Origin of the sequence: Aeribacillus sp. FSL K6-3256 (assembly GCF_037965805.1) — a bacterium.
In the GTDB taxonomy this organism is placed as follows: domain Bacteria; phylum Bacillota; class Bacilli; order Bacillales; family Aeribacillaceae; genus Aeribacillus; species Aeribacillus composti.
Map to the genome: position 1 here is coordinate 265,218 of NZ_CP150188.1, position 24,373 is coordinate 289,590.

Below are 24,373 nucleotides of genomic sequence, written 5' to 3' on the forward strand. Positions count from 1 at the left end.
AAAATTGAACAAAACGTTTAAGTTTTTCGCCCTTGCTTTTTTCCTGTTCCTTTTGGCATCCTGCTCTTTATCAAAAGAATATGAGGTTATTTATGTAGATAAACCAACTGAACAAATGAATCATGAAAGCAACAGGAATCATGAACATGAGATTGTCATTGGACTTGTTCCTAAAATCGCTAATATTCCTTATTTTTTAGCAGCAAAGGAAGGAGCCTTAGAAGCAGCGAAGGATTTGAATGTTACAGTCATCTATAAAGGGCCTTCTGCGGCAACCGCAGAGGAACAAATTGCCGTTATTCATAAGCTGATAGAGCAGAAAGTAGATGTGATTGCTGTTTCAGCAAATGACCCGAAAAAATTGGGTACGGTTCTGCAGCAGGCCCGTGAAAAAGGGATAAAAGTCATCACTTGGGATGCAGACACAGACGCAAAATATCGTGACTTCTTTGTCAATATGGTCGATGCCGAGCAAATGGGAAGACATATTATGGATCTTTTAGCATTAGAAATGGGAGAAAGGGGGAAATACGTTATTTTGACCGGCTCGCCGACTGCTGCGAATTTAAACAATTGGATTAGGTGGTTAAAGGTGCAGCAAGAAGAATATTATCCAGAATTAGAGCTGCTCGATGTGGAGTATGCGAATGAAGATATTCACAAAGCTTACAATTTAACAGTTAACCTATTAAAAAAATACGATGATCTAAAAGGGATCATTGGTATATCGACAGTGAACCCGCCTGCTATTGCGCAGGCGTTAAAGGATTACGGAAAATCTGGAGACATTAAAGTTGTTGGAACATCGACTCCGAACATGACAAGACCATATTTGAAAGAGGATGTGCTGCAAACCATCACATTATGGAGTCCGCAAAAGCTCGGTTATTTAACCATTGCGTTAGCCAAAAACTTAGTGTTGGAGGATTTGCCGTATGATGGACAGTTTGTGGAGAATATAGGGAATATTAGTTTTGACGGCGACATGGTGATTATGGGACAGCCAATCGATTTTACAAAAGAGAATGTGGATCAATATGATTTTTAAGAGAAGAAACGATTCAAGCCGAAAATCTTTGTCTTTAACACATAAACTAATTATTTCCTATGTTCTGCTGACTGTTATTCCAATGGCTTTGCTTGGTCTTTTAGCGTATTCGCAGTATACATCCTCTATCGAGAAAGAAGTCGGAAAATACACTCCGCGATTATTAAAGCAAGTGAATAATAATATCGAAAATGAAATCAGGAAATTGGAAGCGCTTCCAAACCTAGTGTATAATTCGAGCGATGTGATGACAATATTACGGGAATCGGAAGAAACTACTCAATCTAAAAGACTCCGAGATAAGTATATTGTTGAAAGCTATTTAACAAGAACATACTTGCGAAACCACACAGACAATATTTTAGGAGTGTTCCTTATATCGAAGAACCGTGTTTTTTCAAGCACTACTTTACCTTATGAGAATTTTGGCTTTCATGACGGTTCGTTGCCATATTTGAATTCTTTAAGCAAAGTTGGAAGTATGGAAGTAGTGTTATCAAGTCAAATTAACTTAACTTTTGAAGGGTCTCCTTCCTATTTTATGCTAATAAAAGAAATCACCGACTTCGATAATAGAAAAAAGCTGGGAACAATATATATTGTGGTAGATGTAACATTCATAGAGCAGTTCGCTAAGGATTTGCTGCATGAAAAAGATGCGGAAGTATGGATGATGACGAAGGACGGAATGATTATATATCATTCAGATCGCTCCAAAATCGGCACAGTCGATAGGAGAATTGACAAATATCCAATTTTAAACGGCAGCTTTACTATAAAAAAGCACGGCGAGCGCCTGCTGGTTAGCTTAAATGAGTCGAGTGTATTGCCGTGGGTGATGGCTCATAGCATGCCAATAAAAAATTTAACAGAAACAACGGATTTAGTAAGAAACGTGACAATCCTCATTTTCATAGCGTTTGCCTTAATAACGACCGCCATTTCCATATTTTTTGCAATGAATGTAACCCGTCCTTTAAATAATTTAAGCAAAATGATGAAGGAAGTTGAAAAAGGAGATTTAAGCATTAATATACCTGTTCATTCAAATGATGAAGTCGGGCAGCTGGCTAAAAGCTTTAATTCAATGCTGATGGAAATTCGAGAGCTGATTAAGCAGAAATATAATGTAGAGCTTAAACAAAAAACAGCTGAATTATATGCATTGCAATCTCAAATTAATCCTCATTTTATGTATAACACATTAGAAACAATCAGCATGTCGGTCGAAGAAGAAAAAACAGAAGATGTTGTAACAATGCTGACTTTGCTTGGAAGAATGCTTCGGTATTCTTTAAATAACAAAGATAAATTAGTCACGATACGGAATGAACTGCAGCATATTGAAGATTATTTACGCATACAGAAGTTCCGGTTTGAAGAACGACTGCACTTTGAAATTGAAAAAGAAGAGAAATTACTAGAATACTATATTCCTAAATTTGTGCTGCAGCCAATCATTGAAAACTCAATCAAATACGGACTTGAAAAACAGAGAGAACTAAAAGTGAAAATTTCAGTTTGTGAAGAGCATCCGGACCTCATTTTAACTGTTTTGGACAGCGGTCCTGGAATCGCCAAGGAAAAGCTGGAAGAGTTAAATGAAAGATTGATGGCTGATCCAATGTTAGGAAGGGATTCCGGCATAGGAATTATCAATGTAAATGCCAGAATTACAATGATTTTTGGGGATCATTACAGATTATCGATTACTAGTCACGTAAATAAAGGTACTATGATTAAAATTCGAATACCAAAAATAAACGCCTATCAAGCAAACCAGCTTCTTTTGAAAGGAGGAGGTGATTAATGATCACGGATCAGATAAAGGTTGTAATTGTCGATGACGAGCCGCGGATTAGACAGGGGCTGGAAAGACTAATTAAAAAGTTTAGGCCAAACTGGCACATTTGCGGGGTATTCTCAGACGGAGATGAAGCTTTTAGAGAAATTCATGAAAAAATTGGCGCCTTCGATCTTATATTTACCGATGTGCAAATGCCGGTTATAAACGGATTGGAATTAATTAGTCTACTGAAAGAAAAAGGGTATAACTTTTATTCCATTATTATCAGCGGGTATGATGATTTTAAATATGTCCAGACAGCGCTGCGGGAAGGGGCAATTGATTACATTTTAAAACCGATAGATCGAGAGAATTTTGAATCCCACTTACAAAAAGCAGAGGAGCTTATAGTAACTGACAAGAAAAACAAAAGATTAATCGAAGAGGCTGAAGAAATTCAAACAAAATTGACGTATGAAAAGCAAATCCAATTATTAAGCGATACAACGGCAGTTGAAAATATGGATGTGTCGTATTTGGACTGGACACGTGATTTTCCAGATGGAAAGTATAATTTGCTTTATATCGGTATAGATAATGCGTTTTCTAGAAACGGCTTCGAAAATAAGGATGAATGGAAGAAATGGGATGTCACCATCAAAGAATCGATTCGAAAATCGTTTATAAAGGAACGCAATTGGATTTGGAAAAACAACCAATATTCGTATTGGGTGCTTATTTATAACGGGGAAGAAGCGAAAATTGAACAAAGCTGTTTGTCGCTCAAAACAACCATTCAGAGGACAACGCCTTTTACGGCATCGATTGTTTTAGGACAGTCATTTGTGGATTTATCAATGTTAGTGGATGTGAAGAACGAGCTGCGAGAGGCAATGAAATATAGGATGATTCAAGGGGGGAATAAGCTTTTTAAAACGGAATCTTTAAAGCACCTTACCTATAATAAGATTATGGATGTTCCGCCGGCAGTGTACAAATGGGCTGAACAAACGGTTGAAGCAATGAAATATGAAGAGCAAAATGTTTTAACAGCAATCAACTCATTTTTTGACGAGCTTAAAAAAATGACCTCTCCTTTTTTGCTTCAAGAATCTGTTCGTTATTTGTGCATCCGGGTCATAAACCAATGGATACAGGATGATGGGATTAGCGAGCTTCCTACACTGCTTAGCGAGGCGTTTTCGATTACGGATGAACCGGCTTCCTTTTCTGTTTTGAGACAGGAAATGATTAACTGGATCATGAAAATTAGAAAAATGAGAGAATATTATCGGAAAAATACAATTGACCCAATTGTTAAAGCAAAAGAATGGATTCATTCTAATCTTGGCGAAAATATTACCATTAAACGTATTGCGGACCATGTTCATTTAAACCCAACCTACTTTTGCGAATACTTTAAAAATCAGACAGGAGAAACAGTTCTGGATTATGTAACGAATGCGAGAATTCAAAAGGCGAAACAATTATTGGCTGCTACGGAAATGAAAATTTATGATATAGCTGTTCATGTCGGATATCAAGATGCAAAATATTTCAGCAGATTATTCAAACAATGGACCGGCTTATTACCGTCGCAATACAGGGAAAAACGGGGGAGCTTTTAAAAGGACGCACTGAAGGCGTTGAAAACTGATCGTTGAAATACAAAAATACTTGAAACCTTTTTAAAAGAACGTACTGAAGACGGTTGGCACATACCGAACTTTGTATCGGCAGCTGTGCTGAATTTGTTTCCAGTACGTTTTTTATTTTTTTAAAATTTACTGAATATTGTCACACCAATCCGAATTTTACCCCCTATCCATAAGTAAGTGATTTCATTAATATGTTTATAAAAAGATAACACTTGAATTTATCTGTGAAAACGGGGGAATTTTCAGTGACGATGATAGGACCGTCGCTAATGTGTGCAGACATGGGAAATTTAAAAAGGGATGTGCAAGAACTTGATCAGGCCGGGGTCGATTTTTTTCACATTGACATTATGGACGGTTCGTTTGTTCCGAATTTTACGATGGGGCCGGATATGGTCAACGTCATCCGTGCGGCAACGGATAAGCCGTTAGATATTCATCTCATGATTATGAGGCCGGAGGAGCATATAAATTTATTCGCTGATGCCGGTGCGGATATGATTTCGGTTCATATTGAATCAACTATTCACTTGCAGCGCGTTTTGCAAACGATCAAATCTAAAGGCATAAAAGCGGGAGTGGCCTTAAACCCCTCCACTCCAATTGAATCGATTGAATATGTGATGGATGTGATTGATTATGTCACATTGATGACAGTGAACCCCGGTTTTGCCGGTCAAAAATTCATACCGACGATGTATAACAAAATCAAGAAACTTCATCAATTGATTGAAAAAGAAAGCTACAATATTTTGATTCAAGTTGACGGCAATATAGGTTATGAAACGATCCCAAAAGTTTTGGAAAATGGAGCAAAAATGCTCGTTTGCGGCACATCCAGCTTGTTTAAATCCAAAGGGTCTCTTCATGATGCTGTTATTCATCTTCGTCAATTTATTGAAGGAACAGCCAAGGTAAAAACGGGGGATTAATATGTCTTCAATTACAGTAGTTGGCAGCATTAATATGGACATTGTTGCGATGACAGACAAATATCCGAGCCATGGTGAGACAGTTTTCGGGAACAGCATGGTTTTGTTTAGTGGAGGAAAAGGCGCCAACCAAGCAACAGCTTGTGCAAAGCTTGGAAAAAAAGTTTATTTGATTGGTGCGATCGGAGAAGATGCTTTTGGTGCCGAACTAACAAAAAGACTAGTACAAAACCGTGTCGACACGACATTAATCAAAATAGTGCCGAACGTTCCTACAGGCAGCGCCTTAATTACAGTTGATTCATCAGCTGAAAACACAATGCTCGTGATAAAAGGCGCAAATGATTCATTAACCGCTGAAGATATATTGGAAAGGATCCATACAATTGAGGACAGCAAGGTGCTTCTCATTCAGATGGAAATACCTGTTGAAGCCGTTATCCAGGCGATGAAAGCAGCAAAACGAAAAGGGATGTTTGTTATATTAGATCCGGCTCCTGCAGAAGGCATAGTACTCGAGGCTCTCCAGTATGCCGACATTATAACGCCGAATTTACAGGAAACCTATACATTGACAGGCATTAAAGCTGATTCAGAAGAAAGCGCAATCAAAGCAGCAGAGCATTTCCACCTTCATTTTGGAATGAAAAAGAGCATTATTAAAATGGGCGGAAGCGGTTTCGTGCTTTATGATGAAGGCAAGACTTTATTCATACCGCCGTTAAAGGTAAAAGCTATTGATACGGTTGGAGCTGGAGATTCCTTTGCCGGGGCTCTTGCATGCGCAATTGCTGATGGAAAAACATTAGAGGAAGCTGCCAAATTTGCTGTTATTGTCTCCGGCATCAAAGTAACTAGAAAGGGTGCGCAAGACGGCATTCCGACACTTGAGGAAGTAAAGCAATATTGTAAAGAAAATGGAATAACAACTGGTTAGAAATAAGGTGATAGCATGAGTGAATACTTGCTTCAAATGTTAAATATCAGCAAAACATTTCCTGGTGTAAAAGCATTAGATGACGTGAAGCTTGAAGTAAAGAAAGGGGAAGTTCATGCCCTTATTGGAGAAAACGGCGCCGGTAAATCCACACTCATTAAAATACTAGCTGGAGTTTATCAGCCTGATCCAGGAGCCCAGTTTTTCTTTGAAGGAAAGGAAGCAAAAATACGAAGACCAATTGATGCCACTATGCGCGGCATATCAATTATTTACCAGGACTTAAGCTTATTTCCGAATTTATCGGTAGCAGAAAACATTTATATAGGAAGAGACAGCGATAAGCATTCTTGGAAAAAAGTTGATTGGGCTCTTATGGAAAAAACGGCCAAAAAGGCTTTAAAAGAGCTTGATTTTGAGATTGATGTTTCAACACCGGTAGAAAAACTGAGCATAGCCCAGCAGCAGATGGTCGAAATAGCGAGGGCGCTTGCGTTTGATGCGAAATTAATCGTCATGGATGAGCCGACATCATCACTTTCCGCCGGTGAAGTAGAGAAGCTGTACGAAGTTATATTTTCTTTGAAAAAAAGAGGGATTTCAATTATTTTTGTAAGCCATAAATTAAAAGAACTGTTTACAGTTTCTGATCGATTCACCGTTCTAAGAGATGGCAAATATGTCGGTACGTATCATGCAAATGAATTAACAGAAGAAAAACTAATTACGTTAATGGTTGGCCGGAAAATTTTATATGAAAAAAATAAAGAAAAGGCAGCCTCAGGCAAAACATTGCTTGAAGTAAGAAACCTTGCGAAAGAAGGAAATTTCAAAGATATTTCATTTGAACTGAGGGAAGGGGAGGTTCTTGGAATTACAGGGCTAGTAGGCTCTGGTCGCACCGAGCTGGCGCAAGCTATTTTTGGCATTAATCGTCCTTACAAAGGGGACATCATCATTAACGGTCAAAAGACTGTGATCAAGTCTTCAGAAGAGGCAGTAAAAAAAGGAATTGCTTATATTCCTGAAAGCCGGAAGACGCAAGGGCTTATTTTAAGACAATCAATCATTAACAATATTTCGCTTCCTGTGTTGAAAAAATTAAAAAATAAATTTTTGCTGATTAATCGAAGAAAAGAAATAGAATTAGCTGAGCATTATATACAATCATTAGATGTCAGACCGCCGCTGCCATACAGGGCTGCCGGCGATTTGTCAGGCGGAAATCAACAAAAGGTAGTCATAGGAAAGTGGCTGTCAACAAATCCTAAAATTTTGATTATCGATGAGCCGACTAACGGAATTGACATCGGTGCCAAGTCAGAAATCCATAAGCTTTTAAGAGGATTAGCGGCAAATGGAATGGGAATCATTGTGATTTCTTCTGAACTTCCTGAGGTGCTTGCTGTTAGCGATCGCATTATCGTTATGCGCCATGGACGAATTGCAGGCGAACTCGGGATTCATGAAGCGACACAGGAAAGCATCATGAACCTTGCATTGCTTGGGCAAAAGGGTAAGATCCGCGAGGAGGCACAATTATGAAAGCGTTTTTAAAATCAAAAGAAATGAGCGTTGCTGTCATTATTTTACTTCTATGCATCATATTGGCCTTCATTAGCCCGGTATTTTTAACAGCAGATAATTTGTTGGATGTTGTGAAAGGAAATGCAGTATTAGGCATTTTGGCTATTGGAATGACGCTTGTCATCATTACAGGGGGGATTGATGTATCTGTTGCAGCAGTGACAAGCGCGGTATGTGTCGTTTTGGGCAAGACGATGATGTTTTTGCCTGATAGCCCACTGACCATTGTGTTAATTTTTGTCATTGCTCCGCTTTTCGGAGTGCTGTTAGGCTCTATCAATGGAATTTTAGTTGCAAAAATTCAAATTCCGGCGATTGTCGTTACTTTAGGGATGATGAGTATTATTAACGGACTTGTTCTGTATATTACAAACGGCCAATACTTGAACAGCAGCAACTTCCCAACTGTTTTCTTGAAATTTTCGAATTTCTCTGTTTTTGGAATATCCATTATTATTTGGCTTTTTATCATTACAGCAGCTTTGACATGGTACATTCTTAAATACACATTAATCGGCCGCGAAGTAATGGCTATTGGCGGAAACAAAGAATCGGCTGTCCGAGTCGGAATTAACTACAGCAAAGTTCAAATATTTGTTTTTTCTTATATGGGCTTTTTAGCAGGGATTGCTGCGATTGCTCAAACTTCTTATACAAAAGCGGTAGATCCGAACGGAATGCTTGGCTTGGAATTAATGGTTATTGCTGCAGTGGTGCTGGGAGGAGCCAATATAATGGGAGGACGCGGAACAATATTTGGAACGATATTAGGTGTTCTTCTGCTAGGAATTATACAAAATGGATTAATATTAGCGAAAATTGATACTTTCTGGCAAAAGGTTTTTACAGGGGCAATTATTTTAATCGCTGTATCGTATGACCATATTCAATATAAACGCTCGCAAAAGCAGCTTTCAAAAATTGAAGTGGAAGCATAAGGGGGGAGAGGATGAAACAGGTTACGCTTTCAAAAGAAAATATACTCGGACTCATTGCCATCGGTCTATTTGTTTTGATGAGCATAAGTGTTCCGGGATTTTTATCAAGCAATAACTTGACAAATATGATGTTTCAGCTGCCTGAGTTCGGTTTGTTTGCTTTAGCCATGATGGTGGTGATCGTAACAGGCGGAATCGATTTGTCGATCACGTATACGGCAGCGCTGGCAGGGGTAGCAATTGCGATATTATCAAGCAATGGATATCCGATGATCATTGCGATTTTAGGAGGCATTGCAGTTGGACTTCTTTGCGGTTTTATGAATGGATTTATTATAGCCAAGATCGGAGTATCACCGATTCTTGTAACCCTTGGGACAATGGTATTGTTTGAAGGGCTTATTCTCAGCATTACAAAAGGAAATTCAATATCCGGATTCAGCCCTGAGTACACGCTGATTGGAAATGGTTATTATCTGGGGCTCATTCCGCTTTCGATTATAATCTTTCTCTTTGTCGCTATTTTGACTTCCGTACTGCTGAATAAAACAGTATGGGGAAGATCAGTTTATATGGTTGGAAGCAATCCGGTTGCATCCTTGTTTTCAGGGGTTAATAACAGCAAGGTTTTAATGAAGGTGTATTTATATAGTGCTTTGTTAGCAGCAATTGCTTCTATCATCATGACATCAAGATATAACACAGTAAAAGTTGATCTTGGATCATCCTATTTATTGCAAAGCGTTGCAGCAGCCGTTCTTGGCGGTACTGAAATCCAAGGAGGCTATGGGAAAGTGATCGGCACGTTATATGCAGTTATGATTTTTCAAATGATATCCAGCGGCTTAAATCTAATGGGAGTGCCGAGACCGATTGTGACAGTGATTATGGGGGTTATTTTAATCGCGGTGTTAATTATTAACTTTATTAAAGTAAAGGCTGATGAAAACAAGCAAAAAAAGCTTGCAGAAACAGCATAATGACTTTTCTTTAATTGGTTAAAAGATTTATAAACTATAAATTTACAAGGAGGAACAGTATGAAAAAAATTGCAGGTTTATTTGTCGCTTTATTGCTTGTATTTGGTCTTCTTGCAGGATGTGTTTCTCAGCAGGGTGCAGGGGGGAATTCAAATTCATCTAAAGATGGAAAAGATGAGGCTGGCGGGGGCGATGGAAAAATCAAAATTGCCGTTGTTCCTAAACTAATTGGCATTCCTTATTTCAATGCATCTGAAAAAGGAGCAATTCAAGCGGGAAAAGATCTTGGAGTCGAAGTGATTTATACAGGTCCAACAGAGGCAGATGCTGCCCAGCAGGTTAAGGTGATTGAAGATTTAATTAGTCAAGATGTGGATGTAATTGCTGTTGCACCGAATGATGCAGCTGCATTATCGCCTGTATTACAAAAAGCGAAGGATAAAGGAATTATCGTGATGGACTGGGATACACCAGCAGATCAATCTTTAGTTGAACTTTCTGTCCACCAAATTGATGACGAAGCTTATGGCCGTCATATCGCGAAATCATTAATTGAACAAATGGGGACTGAAGAAGGGGAAATCGCCATTCTCACAGGTGGTCTTGCGGCAGCAAACTTAAATTCATGGATCGATGCAGCGAAGAAGGAGCTTGAAGAAAATTATCCAGGAATAAAGCTAGTAACAGATAAAATTGCGACTGATGAAAAGCAGCAAGTGGCATACCAAAAAACGCTTGATTTAATTAAATCATATCCGAACCTTAAAGGGATTATGGCATTTTCAACTCCTGCTCCTCTTGGCGCAGCTCAAGCTATTCAAGAGAAAGGTCTTCAAGACAAAATCGCTGTTGTCGGAACAGCACTTCCGAAGGATTCAGCTCCATTTTTAGAGGATGGCTCATTAGATGTAGCAATCCTTTGGGAGCCTGACAAATTAGGATATTTGACAGTCGCTTTAGCTAAAGATCTTGTTGATGGCAAAAAGCCTGAAAACGGCCAAAATATAGATGGTGTAGGAGAAGTGGAAGTTTGGGAGGATGGTAAAACGGTCATTATGGGACCGCCTACAGACTTTACAAAGGATAATGCTAAAGACTATGACTTTTAATTTTCGTTAAAGAGATTACCCCTCTCACATTTTTGCAATTGGAGAGGGGTTTCGTTATTTTAGAAAGTATTGCTATTTTTGCAGATCCGGTAAGTTCTTTGCCTTGCAATAAAAAAGTGAAGGCTAAAATATCAAAATTTTTATTGGCAGGAAACGTAAAGAGATTTTTCTTGCTTTGTGGAAAGGGAAAACTTTTTTAATGGTTACTGCCAATGAATTTTTTGAAGAATGGAAGAAAAGTTGTTTGCAAATGTTTACTCAGATTTTGACCTGCTGCATGAGCAGCAAGAAAATGTCTAGTTATGGAACGCTATCCTAATTTTTAAGCGAAACATTTAGCAGCTTCATAGATTGTGTGAATTTTAGGAGGGATAAAATGACACATATCGCAGTTGACATCGGTGCATCAAGCGGACGGCTTGTCATAGGGGATATAAAAAATGGAAAATTGACAATTGAAGAAATACACCGATTTGCCAATGGTTTTACGGAACGAAATGGAACGTATTATTGGGATATTGATCATTTGCTGACGGAAATTGTAAAGGGATTGGCATATGCCAAAACATTGGGAGTGAAAAGGTGTACACTTGGAATCGATACTTGGGCTACAGATTATGTGCTGGTCGATCAAGAAGGAAAAAGGGTGCAAGAGGTCATAGCATACAGAGATAAAAGAACAGAACGGACGATTGAGAAAATTACGAAGCATATTTCCAAAAAAGATATATATGAAAAAACAGGCATTCAGTTTTTATCCTTCAACACCTTATACCAGTTATATGAAGAAAAAAAAGAAAATCTTGAAAAAACGAAAATGATTATGACAGTTCCTGATTACTTAGGATACAAACTGACTGGATGTGCAGTGACGGAAGTGACAAGCGCATCTTGTACTCAGCTTTTAAACGTGAAAGAAAAAGATTTTGATCAAGATTTGCTTCAGCTGCTGTCAATTGAGCGTGAGCAGTTTCCGCCGTTTTCTTACCCCGGGGACATGCTCGGATATGTCAGAAACGAATATTTTCCTGATTACGATCTGCCCGAAACAAAAGTGATTATAGTTGGTTCTCATGATACAGCTTCCGCAGTTGCAGGAGTACCTGCTGCTGAAAAAAATTGGGCGTATTTAAGCAGCGGAACTTGGTCTTTGATTGGGATTGAATCGGATGCGCCAATCATTACGGAAAAATCATTATTTTACAATTATACAAATGAGTGGGGAGTGTTTGGGACATACCGTTTTTTAAAAAATATTATGGGCATGTGGATTATTCAAGAAGTGAGAAGACATTTAACGAAAGATTACAATTTTGTCCAAATGGTTGATGAGGCAAGAAAGGCGCCTCCGTGCAAACAATTTATCAATTTTAACGATCAGCGATTTTTTAATCCGGACAATATGGTAGAAGAAATTCAGAAATATTGCAGGGAAACGCTTCAGCCTGTGCCGCAATCAGCAGGAGAAATTGCGAGATGTGTATTTACAAATCTGGCTATACTATATTCCTTGTCAATGGATGAAATTGAAAGTATATCGGGCAGAACAATCGATTCATTATATATTGTCGGAGGCGGCTCGCAAAATGATTTCATAAACGAAATGACCGCTGCTGTAAGCGGAAAAACGGTTTTTGCCGGTCCCTCTGAAGCAACGGCTGTAGGAAATATTTTAATTCAGCTAATAGCGGAGAAAAAGCTTGCAAATTTACAGGAAGGACGGAATCTAGTCTTGAACTCTTTTTCTATTAAGCGTTTTGATCCAAGAGAAAGCGGAAACGATGCATTAAAAGAACAATTTAAACAAGCTGTTTTCTCCTGGATATGTACAGAGTACCGGCTCCATAAGAAAAATTGATCATAACACAATAACTCATAGTGCCTATGTTACATCAGGAATGAGCGGCGCTCCAATTTGTGTTCACCAGCAATTGGAATGCATTATCATTAAAAAGTACATCGAGTTGGGGAATAGCATTTCCAACAGCCTCAAAAAATTTCATTTAAACTTAGGGGCGCAAAATGAAACAGAATATGGAAAGGTTCCTTTTGATGGTCTTAATAGATTAGCTGCTGTTTTATCGGATCATGTACAATAAAAGAGATTTTAGAATAAAGACACTATTCCAAAAGGCAAATAAATGAACTTCAAAAGGAACCAAAAAAATTTTTCTCTCAATTTATTGCTCCAAGAAAAATGTTAACGGAATGTTGAACATAAATTTTAATAGAGAAATATTTAAAAAGGTAAACCGATTCTTTTTACAGTGAAAAAGTCAAGAAAAAAGCGGTAAGACTTTACTTTAGCTGTTTAATTTTTTTCATCATTTTGTGAAAACCTTCCTCTCCCATTGTTAATAATTCTTTCTTCATTTGTTGATTGACTAGGCAAAAAGCAGGGATTCCTTGAATACCAAAAGATTGTGCGATTGCATAGTTTTGATCTAAAACTACAGGAATTGTAATCTTTTTTTCCTCTACTCGTGTTTTCACAAGCTCCAACGCTTTCTCTTCAGCTGTATAAGGTACATGAACGGCAATGACATGAAAGGTTTCAAGATTAACTGTTTCTTCTAATAACTGATCCGTTAATTCACTGCAATACGGGCAGCTAATTGACCAAAAATAAAACAAAAGCCGATTGGATGATGGGAAATCATGGCCGTTTTTTGGAACGTTCAGCCACGGCAAGTCTTTTGTCATTGTTTGTATTAAATCCATGTGCTGTTCCTCCTCATTGATCCTTTAGTTGCATAGCGATAATTTTACCAATTGCTTCCTCCGCGGCAAAAGGACTGACCATTCCGGACGGCTTATCCAGTTCTTCTTTTAGACACTTCAACATAAGAGGTTCAATTTTAGACGGATCGATCAAGGAGATTGCCCATGATGCCCAAAAACGCGGTTTTCCTTCTGTATTTCGTGCAACTTCAACGAGGGCGTTCAGACTGTGATGTCCGATTCTCATTAAGGATAAAGCAGCTGACATTCTTATATCTTCGTCGTCATCTTTTAAAAGCGAAGCGAGTTCGGGAACTGCTTCCTTTGCATCTGCACCAAATTCCCCCAGCACAACGGATGAAATCATTCGGAGGGATTTCTCATCTTTTAAGGCTTTTATGAGTATTGGGACAGCGGCTTTTCCCGTTTTTTTTAGCTCTTTCACTCCTTGAAATACCGTTGCTTCATCGCTGCTTTTTAGTTTCGTTAAGGCTTGAGAGATTATTTCATTTGAACTCATGAAAATTCATCTCCTTAAGAAAAAGTATTAAATCCCTTCTGATTCAACGTTCATATTGATAGAAAGATAAGAATAAAATCGTGCTTAACACGATCATGAAAAGAGGCAGCCAATAGAAAAGAAGGTTTTTGAAAAGAAAAAACAAAAGGATGTAACAAAGGGTGCTCCCCATACAAATGAAAGCAAAATTTTTATAGTATGAAATCAGGCTGAGAGAGGGGTCTTTTTTATATGTTCTAACAAATGCCGCCCAGCGGATGGAAAGCATGAGCATGTATCCTCCAAACCCGTACAAACTAAATGAAAGGAAATCTGTAAAAGCAGTGTTGAAATGGAAATGCCACATACCCACGCAATAAAGATAAAATAGAAAGATCCAAGCGGTATTCGATCCTTCCAGCAGCAATGCTTTTTTCCATAGTTTTCCCGGCAGCAAAAAAAGATCTCCAGACTTTGCATGTCTAATTAATCCTGAATAGTAGGAACTGCTGAAAAAAGCTCCGATTGTAAAAACGACCAAAATATAAAACCAATAAATGTTTTTTGCAATGAAAACGGGAACTAAGATGAGAAGAACAAACAAATGAGTAGCATGAAAAAAAATGTATTTCTTGGCAAGCAATATTTCGAGCCAAAGGAAAGAAAAAATACCGTTTAATCCTTTCAGCCCCCACCATGTGTGCATCTCTTTCAGGCTGTTTTTAAAAAAATCGGTTTGATGATCTTGAAACTCCGCCCAAAAATCAGCTTCTTTTACCAATTTTTCTTTGCATTCCGATTTTTTCGTTGTTATTCGAATAATCATGAACGAAAGGGCGATCATGATTAGAAAGGCAAGAAACCCTTGCAGCAAAAAGCTGTTTGTAAATAAATAGCCGATAAAGCCGATATGGTAGCTAATATACTTCTGCCAAATCAATTCATTGGCTTGAAAAAAAGAACCATAGAGAGCAATACCATATATAACGGTGAGAATGAAGGCAACAAAGGAGAAAGCAATTTTTGTTCCTTTTACAGTTCTGGCACAGGACATAGCCATTATCCATGATTCTAATAAAACAATGAGACAAAGTAATCGGATTGATTGTGCTGTTAACCGGCCAAATGGATTTCCTGCCAAAAAATAAACGGCATCAGCTGTGATTCCTGAGAGAAGACAGAGCAACCCTTTCCAAGACAATCGCCATAATAATATGGAATAAACGATTTTAGTGAAAGAATAAGGGGCGGTATAAAGCCATATGACGTCTTGCATGAGCCCAGGTATGCGGTTGGAAAGCAGCCCAAAAATGGTCATGACAATAAAAATTCCTGAGCAAATCCATCCTGTATAGGCAATGTCCCAACTTCTGGAATTAGCCCCCCATTCAAGTTGAAACAGAAAAAACCATATAAATAAAACAAAAATGAACAGAAAGAATTTTATCCCGTGTTTTTGGCTATCGATTTCTCTTTTCGCTTGAAGGAACAAAAATGACCAAATATTAATCATTTGACCAATCCCCTAAACTGCGTATGACTTCTTGCTTCCAGGCTGGATATTCTTCGTTGTTTTTTGGTACGGCCATTTCTTTTACAATACGGCCTTCTCGAATTAATAACACTCTGTTAGCCGTTTCCAATACAAATTCGAGGCTGTGGGTGGATATGAGAATGGCGCTATGATGTTTTGATTTACGGACAAGCCAGTTGGCAAGCCATTGTTTGGAAGAAATATCCAAACCGATTGTTGGTTCATCCAATATATATATAGAAGCGTTTTGTATAATGGCGCCAGCCAAAATAACCCTTTGCTTTTGTCCCCTTGACAATTGCCCGCTTAATCGATCCGCCAACGATTCAATATTTACCGCTTTTAAAGCTTCATAAACTTTTTTTTGAAGGTCTTTTTTTTCAACTTTGAAGGCTCTGGCGCGAAATTGCAAATGTTCCGCTACGGTTAAGGTAGGGTACAAATATGGGTGATCCGGAATTAGCGAAGCGGATTGCTGCGCTTCAACCGTACCAGGGGAATGCCCCGCAATTTTGATCGTCCCATCATCAGGGGTGTATAATCCAGCGAGACACCTAATGGTTGTTGTTTTACCTGCCCCGTTTGGCCCTAATAAGGCTACGATTTCTCCTGAATGAACGGAAAAAGTTATATCTTCTACACCATCGCCGTTACGATATTTTTTCTTCAAATTGGTTACTTGGATGATCTTCATGCCTCTCCTCCATTGTTATACTGAGGGTTGTTTGAAGGTTTCACTGGCCTTCAATTTTTTCTGGAAAGTGTAATCCCAAAGCGGCTTCATGACAAGAATAAAATTATAAATAAAATGAATGGTTAAGGAGGACAGAAAACCGAACTGGATGAAAAAGAATCCCAGTATAATGCCAAAGATCACTAATTGGATCCATCTGATCCATCTGGGATGAAATCCTGTTCCTTGGTGCATAATGGCCCATAGAATGGAGGAAATGATGATCGCCAAAGCCCAATTGCCGCTCAACCACCATATCGTCGGAATGATCAACAAACGGTAGACTGTTTCCTCTGCAATGGAGCTTTGCAGGCCGATGCTTAATCCTTGTTTAAATGTAAAGCCTGACAAGTAAATGGTACGATTGGACAACTCGGGAGAAATTCGCAGCCAATTTTTCTCTTCCAGCCATGAAAAAATTGCTGAAAAAAAACCTAAGCAGCCGATGCCGACACTTAAGCCGACGAAAAACTGCCATACAGCATTATCAAAAAAAGCTATTTGGAGAACATTACTCAAAGAGTGCCCTGCCAATGAACATATATATACGACGAAACCTGTGGCCAATCCTGCTAAAATTGCCGATAAGATTCCAAGAGCATAAACCGTTTTTATGCTGAGGCGGGAATCATAAGTATTGACGATGCTCAGTTGAATGTCTTCTTTTATTGTTATGATGTTACAAAAGAATAGAACCGCCCCCAGCAAGATGCTTGCAGTGATGCCGGCATTTTGGCGAAGGTTGATAAGGATGATGATCGCTGCAATAACGGCCAGGCATGACGCTAATACTCCAGTCATATTTAAGGTAGATTCCATTTGCTCTTTCTTAACCGCTGTTTCGATGTCTTCTGTCAATATCTCTTGTTCTGAACCGATATAGAATATTTGCCCGTTATGGATTTCAACCGTTATTTTCATTCTTACTGGTTGAGATTCGGCAATATACCAGTACGTTTCAATATTTTCCAAGTCTTCTTCTTTTCTGCCTGCACCTGTGAATTGAGATGCAGCCCATAATCCATTATTTGAGACGGCAAGCTCTTTTTTTAATTGTTCCGGAGAGGAAAAAGCGCCTTTATGTTTCGCCATTTCTTTCTTTGACAGGTTCGCGGTGTAAAACGTAATTTCTCCATTTGAATTGATGCCAATGATGACTGATCGGTTTTCTCGAACGAATCTAATTCTCCATGATTCGACTAAACCCCAATGATATAAAATATGGCGAACTTTGCTTAACAATCCTAGGTGATGCAGCATATTGACGGTATTTCGGTCGTACCAATACATCGCATAAAAATCCCAATCTGATACATCAATGCCGGAATACCGTTTAATGAATTGCACTGCCAATTCCCGAGCTTCTTTTTTATGTAATAATAGCGATTCGTACGTTTTTGGTTTGAATTTGTAAAACAGAAAGGTTCCTGCAATAGGAAGGATGATCCATAATAAATGGATGATGGTCGTCATCATGGTTTAACCTCAGCTTCTTTTTGAATGGTAAAAGGCAAATCGGCTTCAGGTAATTCTATCTTTCCTATACATCTACATTGTTTAGCAAGTCGCTTCGCTTGCATTAGCCTTTCCGGTGAACCGATCTCCTGCATGCTGTTTTTTAAGACGTTTCCAAGGGATGTATCTTCAATTTGACAAGGTGTAACTTGTCCATCCGCACGAATATACCATGACAAAAATCCCGGCGTGCAGAAATCTGTAAGACTATCATTTTGATGGTGGTCTTCCCAATCCATAATAATGATTTGATCACTCCATCTTTTTTTGGCGTCTGCCAACTGCTGCTTTACTTTCTCCTTCATTTCGCTTGTCATGTCTTGATATTCAGATGCTCTGCCTACGGGAATAGTTTGACCCGCACGAAATACAACTGCGCCAACTTCCACCGATTTTTCGATTACTTCATAAACTTCTTTGTAGTTGAGTTGGTTAACAGTCATAGCAATGAGGACGGGAACCGATGATTGAGCAAAACGTTCGGCATTTTTCAAGCTTTCGGAAAATCCTCCTTCTCTCCCTCTTAACTTGTCATGGGTGCTGCTGTTTCCATCTATACTTATTTGGACACTGACATTTCCCAAGTGGCTGATCAGTTCAATCTCATCGTCGCGCCAATTTAGGCCATTGCTAAAAAGGTTGACGTTCGTAAATAAAGAACTGGCTGTGGCAATGATTTTCAAGAAATTTTTTGTTAGCTTTGCTTCTCCGCCTGTAATGGTGATGTCAGCTACACCGTGAGATGCGAGTTTTTGCAACACTTTTATCCATTGGGAAGATGATAGTTCATCTGGATACGGTTTTCCTGAGCTTGCATAACAGAAAGGACACTTCAAATTGCACATATTTGTTAATTGAAGGGTGCAGCTGATTGGCAAATAGTACTCTGTAGATCCGGTGATCATCAAAGGGTGATTTAGCAGGCCTTTTTTCCACGCTGATGTAAATGGATGTGAATCTAGCTCGTTATTTAATTCTTCCTCACTTACCTTTTCTTTTGAAAGAATCTCCCAAATTCTTGCCGTTTTTTGAACACTGTTATTTTTGGCAAGCATTAAAGCTAATTCTGTTCCCCTGCCGCTAAGTCTAAAATAGAACATGCTTTTTCTGTCAAGCAAAATGGCCCCATGAGGTTGGAAGTGGATCGCAAATTCTGGTGAAGTGTTAGTTGCCGTTTCTAACAATTTTGACATAAAATCCTCCCTCTATAAATGTTGATATATCAATGGTTGTAGCCATTTTCAGGGGTGTCAAAAAATTTTTTTTCGACACGTTTTCTAACTTTGTTTCTCAAATCTGTATATATATGACATTGGATGGGTGCGCTTCACTGCCACTACTCCTTTACTTTAGGGAGCAGTTAAAAAACTGCTCCATTGCAATCCTTTTGAATATAATGGTTATAGCAGGCGCATTGCCGGATGTGGGAGCCAGCAGACTCTAGTCATCGAGATACTTTTTGAGGCCCAGCAGCTCATACATCCAGCCGCTTTCACAATCGAGGTGCCTGCTGGCTTTTTCAGTTCCTTGATAGCTGTTGGCTCCCACTGTTTTTTTTGCTTCTCCATAATCCCATCTCCTTCCAATTAAAAATGGTCATTATTGGAATAAAATATAACTGTTTAAAATTTAGCATAGCGATAATGTCGAAGTAAGAAATAAATTGTCATTTTGTTATAATTTTTTGAAAATTTAATATAAAGATTTCATAACAGCTTGTATAGGTGCAAGAGCTGTTTATTATTGATACAAGTTTCATGCTTATTAGCCTTTTGATACAGGATGTCCGTTTCAGCAACCGGTAAGCCTTATCATCCATCCAGCGATTAGCGATTTACGCTACGGTTTTTGTATAAACTCAAATCCATATGAAGAGCTTGCCACTTCCTTCACCTCAGCCCTTTCAGTTATAAAGCGTTTCATTGATGAAAGGCATTTAGAGCGCCACATCAGGAAAATGAAAAAAATATATAAAGCGCGGCGTGACTATGTAAAAAAATGTTTGACTGAACAATTTGGCGACACAGTTAAAATTTTTGGCGATTCCACCGGTTTGCATTTAGTCGCAATTTCAAAACATCGTGTTTTCAATCAAGTAGTAAATGAAATAATGAAGAAGCATAAAGTGAAAATTTATCCTGTAGAAGTTCATGCTATTCAAAAAGGAATCCATCAAAACAAAATTATTTTAGGATATGGAAATTTAACAAAAGAAGAAATTGCGGAAGGCATTTTTAGATTAAGGCAGGCTCTAAATTAGGAGGTGTTCATCGGGGCATCTAAACGTTTGATGAAGATGAAAACATGTAGGATATTCATTTTAAGTGTCGATAATAAAATTGTCCAAACATGCCCATGAAACGATAATATTGACCAAATACAAAATTTGATGAGAACGCTGTTTATGGAGGTAAGTTTGCTGGGACTTTAAGTCATGCAGGGTTTTAATCAAACGTTTGTTTAAGGGGTTAAACTCTCTCACAACTTTGAGGGGGTTTTTTTATGTGCTAAAAATTCGTTTCAAATGAATCAATTTCAGAGGATTTTATTTCATCAAATGAATTATCATAGACAGCCCCCGAACAAAACGGGGAAAAAGTTGGTATCATGCAAAACCACATGTATTTTGCCCTTTTGAGTTTTCGCTGGATCTTCAAATTCTAAGCGAATACATTTTACTTCAAGTAGAATGAAAGACAGCGGATCTTAAAGCATGCCGGATAGTGCGTCTGCTAAGTTTAAATGCCTGTATTGATTATAATATACGTTAGTTTTTATGTTGATGGCACATCATTTTGCTTTCATTCGTACCGTCTATGCCGAGTTTCTTTTTCAACGCTCGGATTTTTTCCTCAGGCTCTCGGTCGGGATTTCTGTTTTTTCCCTTTTCAGCATTATGTTGCCTGCATTGAATTTAAATTTTTATTTGATTTGTTTGATGTTATAAGATATTATAAATCTGTAAAAAAGCGGAAGGATGATGGTTTGGATATGACTAACTAATTCTATCTTTAAGCTGCATTTTTAAGGAAGCGAATATATTTTCTGGATAGGATTAGTATGTGTTTGAAAATGCTAAATACAAATCACCGCAGTATGCCTGTAGAATAAACCTGCTGTCCAGAAAACGGAATAGCAGGTTTTCTATGTGCTTGAAATAGACCGGAAGAAAGCGTAGGTACTCACTATGTCAATGTCTCAGTGGAGAAAAATGATTATTTTAATGATTAACATGTTTATAACTATTGGAAGCTTCGGCATTATTATCCCCATATTGCCTGCTTATTTGGAGTCCATTGGTCAAGGCGGTACGGCAGCTGGTTTAATGGTCGCAATATTTGCAGGAGCCCAGCTTGTGTTTTCTCCAATTGCAGGGAAATGGACAGATCAGTATGGCCGGAAAAAAATGATTGTTTTAGGATTAATCGGTTTAACTGTTTCTATGTTTATCTTTTACGCATTTGATTCCATTTGGTGGCTGTACGCTTCGCGTGTAGTCGGAGGGATAGGCTCCGCGCTTCTGGTACCCGCTATTTTTGCTTATATTGCCGATATTACGACAATTGAGCAGCGGGCTAAAGGCAATAGTTTCATATCAGCAGCCATGTCGCTTGGGATTGTAATAGGACCAGGGGTTGGCGGTTTCTTTGCTGATTTTGGGTTGAAAATGCCTTTTCTTGTTGCAACGATCGTCTCTTTAGCTGCTGTTATTTTTTCATTAACAGTTTTAAAAGAAAGTGTTGAACAACAACATACCCCGGAACAAAAAACGCAAATCAATGATGAGCCGATGTTAAAAAAATTGGTTTCGTCCGCTCATAAGCCGTATTTTATGCTGTTGATTATTACTCTTGTTATGAGCTTTGGTTTAATGGCTTATGAATCTGTCATCGGGTTATATATGGATGATCAGTTTGGGGCAACACCGCAAGAAATTGCTTGGATGGTTACATTAACTGGACTGATAAGTGTGATTGTGCAGTTGTTTGTGGTCGATAAGCTTGTCGGCCGCTTTGGGGAAGGAGCCGTTTTAAATTTCTTTTTAGGCGTAGTTGCAATTGGATTTTTCCTTTCATTGTTTGCCGACAGCTATTCTCTGTTTTTTGTCATCACCCTCTTGATTTTTCTTGCAACATCCATCTTACGTCCTGTTTTGAACACTCTTATTTCAAAGATGGCTGGAAATGAACAAGGCTTTGCCATGGGGTTAAACAACGCCTATATGAGTATAGGAAATATATTGGGGCCGATGTTGGCGGGAATATTATATGATATTCAAATTTTGTATCCTTTCATTTTAGGATGCATTTTATTAGTGTTTACACTTTTTATTACTGTCTTTTGGCAAAACAAGTCATTGAAAAATACGAAACTGGCCAAATCCAAGTCGTCTAGTTAACGCTAAGAACTGTTGTTATTTCTCACCTTTTTTAGACCGAAGTGACAAGATGAATAGGCTTGTAAAAATCTATTCTCGTTGGGAAAATTGATTCCAACCCGTAACTTTTTTAAACAGTGCGGGAATGGATCATTTGCTGGCGCCGAAGTTCAATTGAAGCAGTCGTACAAGGAAAATAAAGCGCGATCGCTTGGGCGTTTACGGATTTTTGGACAGCCTCTTTAATCAAAGGCTGTCCTTTTTTTGTATTTTGGCATGCCATTCGCATGAAACGTATTCGACCAGCTTGAAATAATTGGTATTAGAAATTAGTTAGATAGCTTAAACTGTTGAACGAACCCGTTGAGCTCTTCTGACAGATTTGCCAACTTCATGGAATTTACTGAAATATCCTCCATCGAGCTGTTCGTCTGTTCGGATGCGGCAGATGTTTGTTCAATTCCTGCTGCAGACTGTTCAGCTAAAGAAATCCGCACAACATTTTTGCTTTCACCTCTGTTTTGATCTTTATTTTTGCATATGCCCATAAAGCAGGGGAGAAAATGAACTAAATGAAATGATAAAGATGAATAATTTTTATTCATATTAGATTATAACCAAATATGTTAATTATTGTAAATTTTAGCAGTACCTTTCCTTCTTCTAGACTAAAAAGAATTTGTCATATTTGGATGAAGAAATCATATACATTTAGTGAATTTTTTCACCTTGTTTTAAAAGAAAAATAAAAAGGTGCGGGGGGATATTGTGGATCATTATGTACAGGTGGAAAAAAGAATAGATGTGAGACGAGACCAATTTGCGCTTTCTGAAGGTTATATCCATTCTTCTTTAGAAACTTCGCCATGGGTCCCGTTTGTAGAAAACGTCTGGATACGCCATTTGTCTTTTGATATTCGCAGCAATACTTCCGTCAATGTTCTTCGGGTTGGATCTGGCGGCACGCTTGGCAGGCATCGCCACCGCGGTCCTGTCACTGGTTATGTGATTAAAGGAAGCTGGTATTACAAAGAATACGACTGGATCGCAAAACCGGGAGATTTTATTCGCGAAAGTCCGGGCAGGACACATACACTCGTTTCCGACGAAGGGATGGAAACTGTGTTTCATTTAAACGGACCGCTTGAATTTCTCGATGATCAAGACCGTATCATTGAAACGGTAGATGTATTTTGGTTTATCGATCATTACTTAACTTATTGCGAGAAAAATAATTTGCCCATTAATAAAGATTTGTTTTTATGATCCTTTGAAACTGATGTAAAAAATGACAGCGTTTACAAAGGTACAGAACCGTTCTAGTTCGGAACGGTTTTTTTCATTTATATCTAAGAATTTCTATTTCATGAGTCAGTGCATTTGACATAATACCTTGTGGTTTCATATAATTTGAAACTAAATGATGTAAAAAGGAGCAAGACTATGGAAAAAAATCATCAAAATCCATTACAAGACATTCATCAATCAATTGTATTAGAAGCCTTAATTGAAAAAGTTTGGGAGGCGGCGGCTACGTCAGAGGGGATTGCGTCATGGTTCATGCCAAATGATTTTCAGCCAAAGCTGGGACATGAATTCCATCTGCAATCTCCTTTCGGGCCGTCTCCATGTAAAGTGGTAGAACTTGAACCGCCTTACCGCCTCTCTTTCACATGGGATACAGAAGGCTGGGTTGTTTCATTTATTTTGAAGGATTTAGGGGATAAAACTGAATTTACTCTTATTCACAGCGGATGGAAGCATCCTGACGATGTGCTGCCTAAAGTAAATGAAAAAAGCTCTGTTGTTCGTGAACGGATGAATCATGGCTGGATGAACATTTTAAAAAAATTGCAAAAGGTTGTGGAATAACAAAAAATTCATTTACGTTTTCAGATCCAGCTCGAGGAAATAACTTGGAGGAAAAGAAAACAGCAAAAAAATTAGGGAGATGATGATCTCCCCAATGCAATCGCCATATCGTCCGAAGAATAGAGGAAAAGGCGGCTGCACTTTTT

General features: G+C 38.4%; 23 protein-coding genes. 14 read left to right on the forward strand and 9 right to left on the reverse strand.

Annotated elements, in window-relative coordinates; all coding sequences use genetic code 11:
* The first annotated feature begins 4 nt into the window (after window positions 1-4).
* The 10 genes from NSQ84_RS01385 (at window position 5) to rhaB (ending at window position 12,833) form a co-directional block, all read left to right on the forward strand.
* Window positions 5-1,048, forward strand: a complete 1,044-nt coding sequence (locus NSQ84_RS01385; RefSeq protein WP_311066771.1) for an autoinducer 2 ABC transporter substrate-binding protein — start codon at window positions 5-7, stop codon at window positions 1,046-1,048.
* Window positions 1,038-2,858 carry a sensor histidine kinase gene (locus NSQ84_RS01390; protein WP_311066772.1) on the forward strand — a complete coding sequence of 607 codons (1,821 nt, stop codon included), beginning with the start codon at window positions 1,038-1,040 and terminating at the stop codon, window positions 2,856-2,858. Before NSQ84_RS01385 ends, NSQ84_RS01390 begins: the two co-directional genes overlap by 11 nt.
* The gene (locus tag NSQ84_RS01395) at window positions 2,858-4,462 is read left to right on the forward strand and encodes a response regulator (protein WP_311066773.1); all 1,605 of its coding nucleotides are present in this window, start codon (window positions 2,858-2,860) and stop codon (window positions 4,460-4,462) included. Before NSQ84_RS01390 ends, NSQ84_RS01395 begins: the two co-directional genes overlap by 1 nt.
* Window positions 4,463-4,743: 281 nt before the next feature.
* Entirely contained in the window at window positions 4,744-5,424 is a 681-nt protein-coding gene (gene rpe, locus NSQ84_RS01400; RefSeq protein WP_311067313.1) for a ribulose-phosphate 3-epimerase, read from the forward strand.
* A 1-nt stretch (window position 5,425) separates the two neighbouring features.
* Complete coding sequence (rbsK, locus tag NSQ84_RS01405; protein ID WP_339212174.1) at window positions 5,426-6,361, forward strand: ribokinase; 936 nt, start codon at window positions 5,426-5,428, stop codon at window positions 6,359-6,361.
* 15 nt (window positions 6,362-6,376) lie between these two features.
* Window positions 6,377-7,906 carry a sugar ABC transporter ATP-binding protein gene (locus NSQ84_RS01410; protein ID WP_144596907.1) on the forward strand — a complete coding sequence of 510 codons (1,530 nt, stop codon included), beginning with the start codon at window positions 6,377-6,379 and terminating at the stop codon, window positions 7,904-7,906.
* Window positions 7,903-8,886, forward strand: a complete 984-nt coding sequence (locus tag NSQ84_RS01415; protein ID WP_063386514.1) for an ABC transporter permease — start codon at window positions 7,903-7,905, stop codon at window positions 8,884-8,886. The genes NSQ84_RS01410 and NSQ84_RS01415 overlap by 4 nt, the downstream gene beginning before the upstream one ends.
* Window positions 8,887-8,897: 11 nt before the next feature.
* Window positions 8,898-9,866, forward strand: coding sequence for an ABC transporter permease (locus NSQ84_RS01420; RefSeq protein ID WP_117017010.1), 969 nt, complete (start codon window positions 8,898-8,900; stop codon window positions 9,864-9,866).
* Window positions 9,867-9,925: 59 nt separating this feature from the next.
* On the forward strand, window positions 9,926-10,975 hold the full coding sequence (locus tag NSQ84_RS01425; protein ID WP_094244946.1) for an autoinducer 2 ABC transporter substrate-binding protein: 1,050 nt from the start codon (window positions 9,926-9,928) through the stop codon (window positions 10,973-10,975).
* A gap of 376 nt (window positions 10,976-11,351) precedes the next feature.
* Entirely contained in the window at window positions 11,352-12,833 is a 1,482-nt protein-coding gene (rhaB, locus tag NSQ84_RS01430; RefSeq protein ID WP_339212175.1) for a rhamnulokinase, read from the forward strand.
* A 440-nt stretch (window positions 12,834-13,273) separates the two neighbouring features.
* Here rhaB and NSQ84_RS01435 read toward each other — a convergent pair whose 3' ends face one another.
* The 7 genes from NSQ84_RS01435 to skfA all read right to left on the reverse strand — a co-directional run bounded on the left by NSQ84_RS01435 (window position 13,274) and on the right by skfA (window position 19,545).
* Window positions 13,274-13,696, reverse strand: a complete 423-nt coding sequence (locus tag NSQ84_RS01435; protein WP_094244947.1) for a TlpA disulfide reductase family protein — start codon at window positions 13,694-13,696, stop codon at window positions 13,274-13,276.
* 13 nt (window positions 13,697-13,709) lie between these two features.
* The gene (locus NSQ84_RS01440; RefSeq protein WP_063386519.1) at window positions 13,710-14,216 is read right to left on the reverse strand and encodes a HEAT repeat domain-containing protein; all 507 of its coding nucleotides are present in this window, start codon (window positions 14,214-14,216) and stop codon (window positions 13,710-13,712) included.
* 43 nt (window positions 14,217-14,259) lie between these two features.
* Complete coding sequence (gene skfF / locus NSQ84_RS01445) at window positions 14,260-15,708, reverse strand: sporulation killing factor system integral membrane protein (protein ID WP_339212176.1); 1,449 nt, start codon at window positions 15,706-15,708, stop codon at window positions 14,260-14,262.
* A complete protein-coding gene (locus NSQ84_RS01450; protein WP_117017012.1) occupies window positions 15,701-16,423 on the reverse strand; it encodes an ABC transporter ATP-binding protein in 723 nt (240 codons plus the stop codon). The genes skfF and NSQ84_RS01450 overlap by 8 nt, the downstream gene beginning before the upstream one ends.
* 15 nt (window positions 16,424-16,438) lie before the next feature.
* Entirely contained in the window at window positions 16,439-17,935 is a 1,497-nt protein-coding gene (locus NSQ84_RS01455) for a type II CAAX endopeptidase family protein (RefSeq protein ID WP_339212177.1), read from the reverse strand.
* Window positions 17,935-19,170, reverse strand: a complete 1,236-nt coding sequence (gene skfB, locus NSQ84_RS01460) for a sporulation killing factor system radical SAM maturase (protein WP_117017014.1) — start codon at window positions 19,168-19,170, stop codon at window positions 17,935-17,937. Before skfB ends, NSQ84_RS01455 begins: the two co-directional genes overlap by 1 nt.
* A 207-nt stretch (window positions 19,171-19,377) precedes the next feature.
* The gene (skfA, locus tag NSQ84_RS01465) at window positions 19,378-19,545 is read right to left on the reverse strand and encodes a sporulation killing factor (protein WP_063386524.1); all 168 of its coding nucleotides are present in this window, start codon (window positions 19,543-19,545) and stop codon (window positions 19,378-19,380) included.
* Window positions 19,546-19,934: 389 nt separating this feature from the next.
* Here skfA and NSQ84_RS01470 point away from each other — a divergent pair, with 389 nt between their 5' ends.
* Both NSQ84_RS01470 and NSQ84_RS01475 read left to right on the forward strand, forming a co-directional pair.
* Window positions 19,935-20,237: a hypothetical protein gene (locus tag NSQ84_RS01470; RefSeq protein ID WP_327856051.1), complete on the forward strand. Its 303-nt coding sequence runs from the start codon at window positions 19,935-19,937 to the stop codon at window positions 20,235-20,237.
* Window positions 20,238-21,164: 927 nt separating this feature from the next.
* The gene (locus tag NSQ84_RS01475; RefSeq protein ID WP_066250471.1) at window positions 21,165-22,376 is read left to right on the forward strand and encodes an MFS transporter; all 1,212 of its coding nucleotides are present in this window, start codon (window positions 21,165-21,167) and stop codon (window positions 22,374-22,376) included.
* Between the two features lie 109 nt (window positions 22,377-22,485).
* Here NSQ84_RS01475 and NSQ84_RS01480 read toward each other — a convergent pair whose 3' ends face one another.
* Both NSQ84_RS01480 and NSQ84_RS01485 read right to left on the reverse strand, forming a co-directional pair.
* The gene (locus tag NSQ84_RS01480) at window positions 22,486-22,644 is read right to left on the reverse strand and encodes a hypothetical protein (RefSeq protein ID WP_201108560.1); all 159 of its coding nucleotides are present in this window, start codon (window positions 22,642-22,644) and stop codon (window positions 22,486-22,488) included.
* Between the two features lie 40 nt (window positions 22,645-22,684).
* On the reverse strand, window positions 22,685-22,852 hold the full coding sequence (locus NSQ84_RS01485) for a hypothetical protein (protein ID WP_327856052.1): 168 nt from the start codon (window positions 22,850-22,852) through the stop codon (window positions 22,685-22,687).
* A 271-nt stretch (window positions 22,853-23,123) separates the two neighbouring features.
* On the opposite strand from NSQ84_RS01485, the gene NSQ84_RS01490 reads away from it, so the two are divergent.
* Together NSQ84_RS01490 and NSQ84_RS01495 are read left to right on the forward strand one after the other, a co-directional pair.
* Window positions 23,124-23,621: a 2,4'-dihydroxyacetophenone dioxygenase family protein gene (locus tag NSQ84_RS01490; RefSeq protein ID WP_201108562.1), complete on the forward strand. Its 498-nt coding sequence runs from the start codon at window positions 23,124-23,126 to the stop codon at window positions 23,619-23,621.
* A 177-nt stretch (window positions 23,622-23,798) separates the two neighbouring features.
* Window positions 23,799-24,227, forward strand: a complete 429-nt coding sequence (locus tag NSQ84_RS01495; protein ID WP_066250478.1) for an SRPBCC domain-containing protein — start codon at window positions 23,799-23,801, stop codon at window positions 24,225-24,227.
* Window positions 24,228-24,373 lie beyond the last annotated feature (146 nt).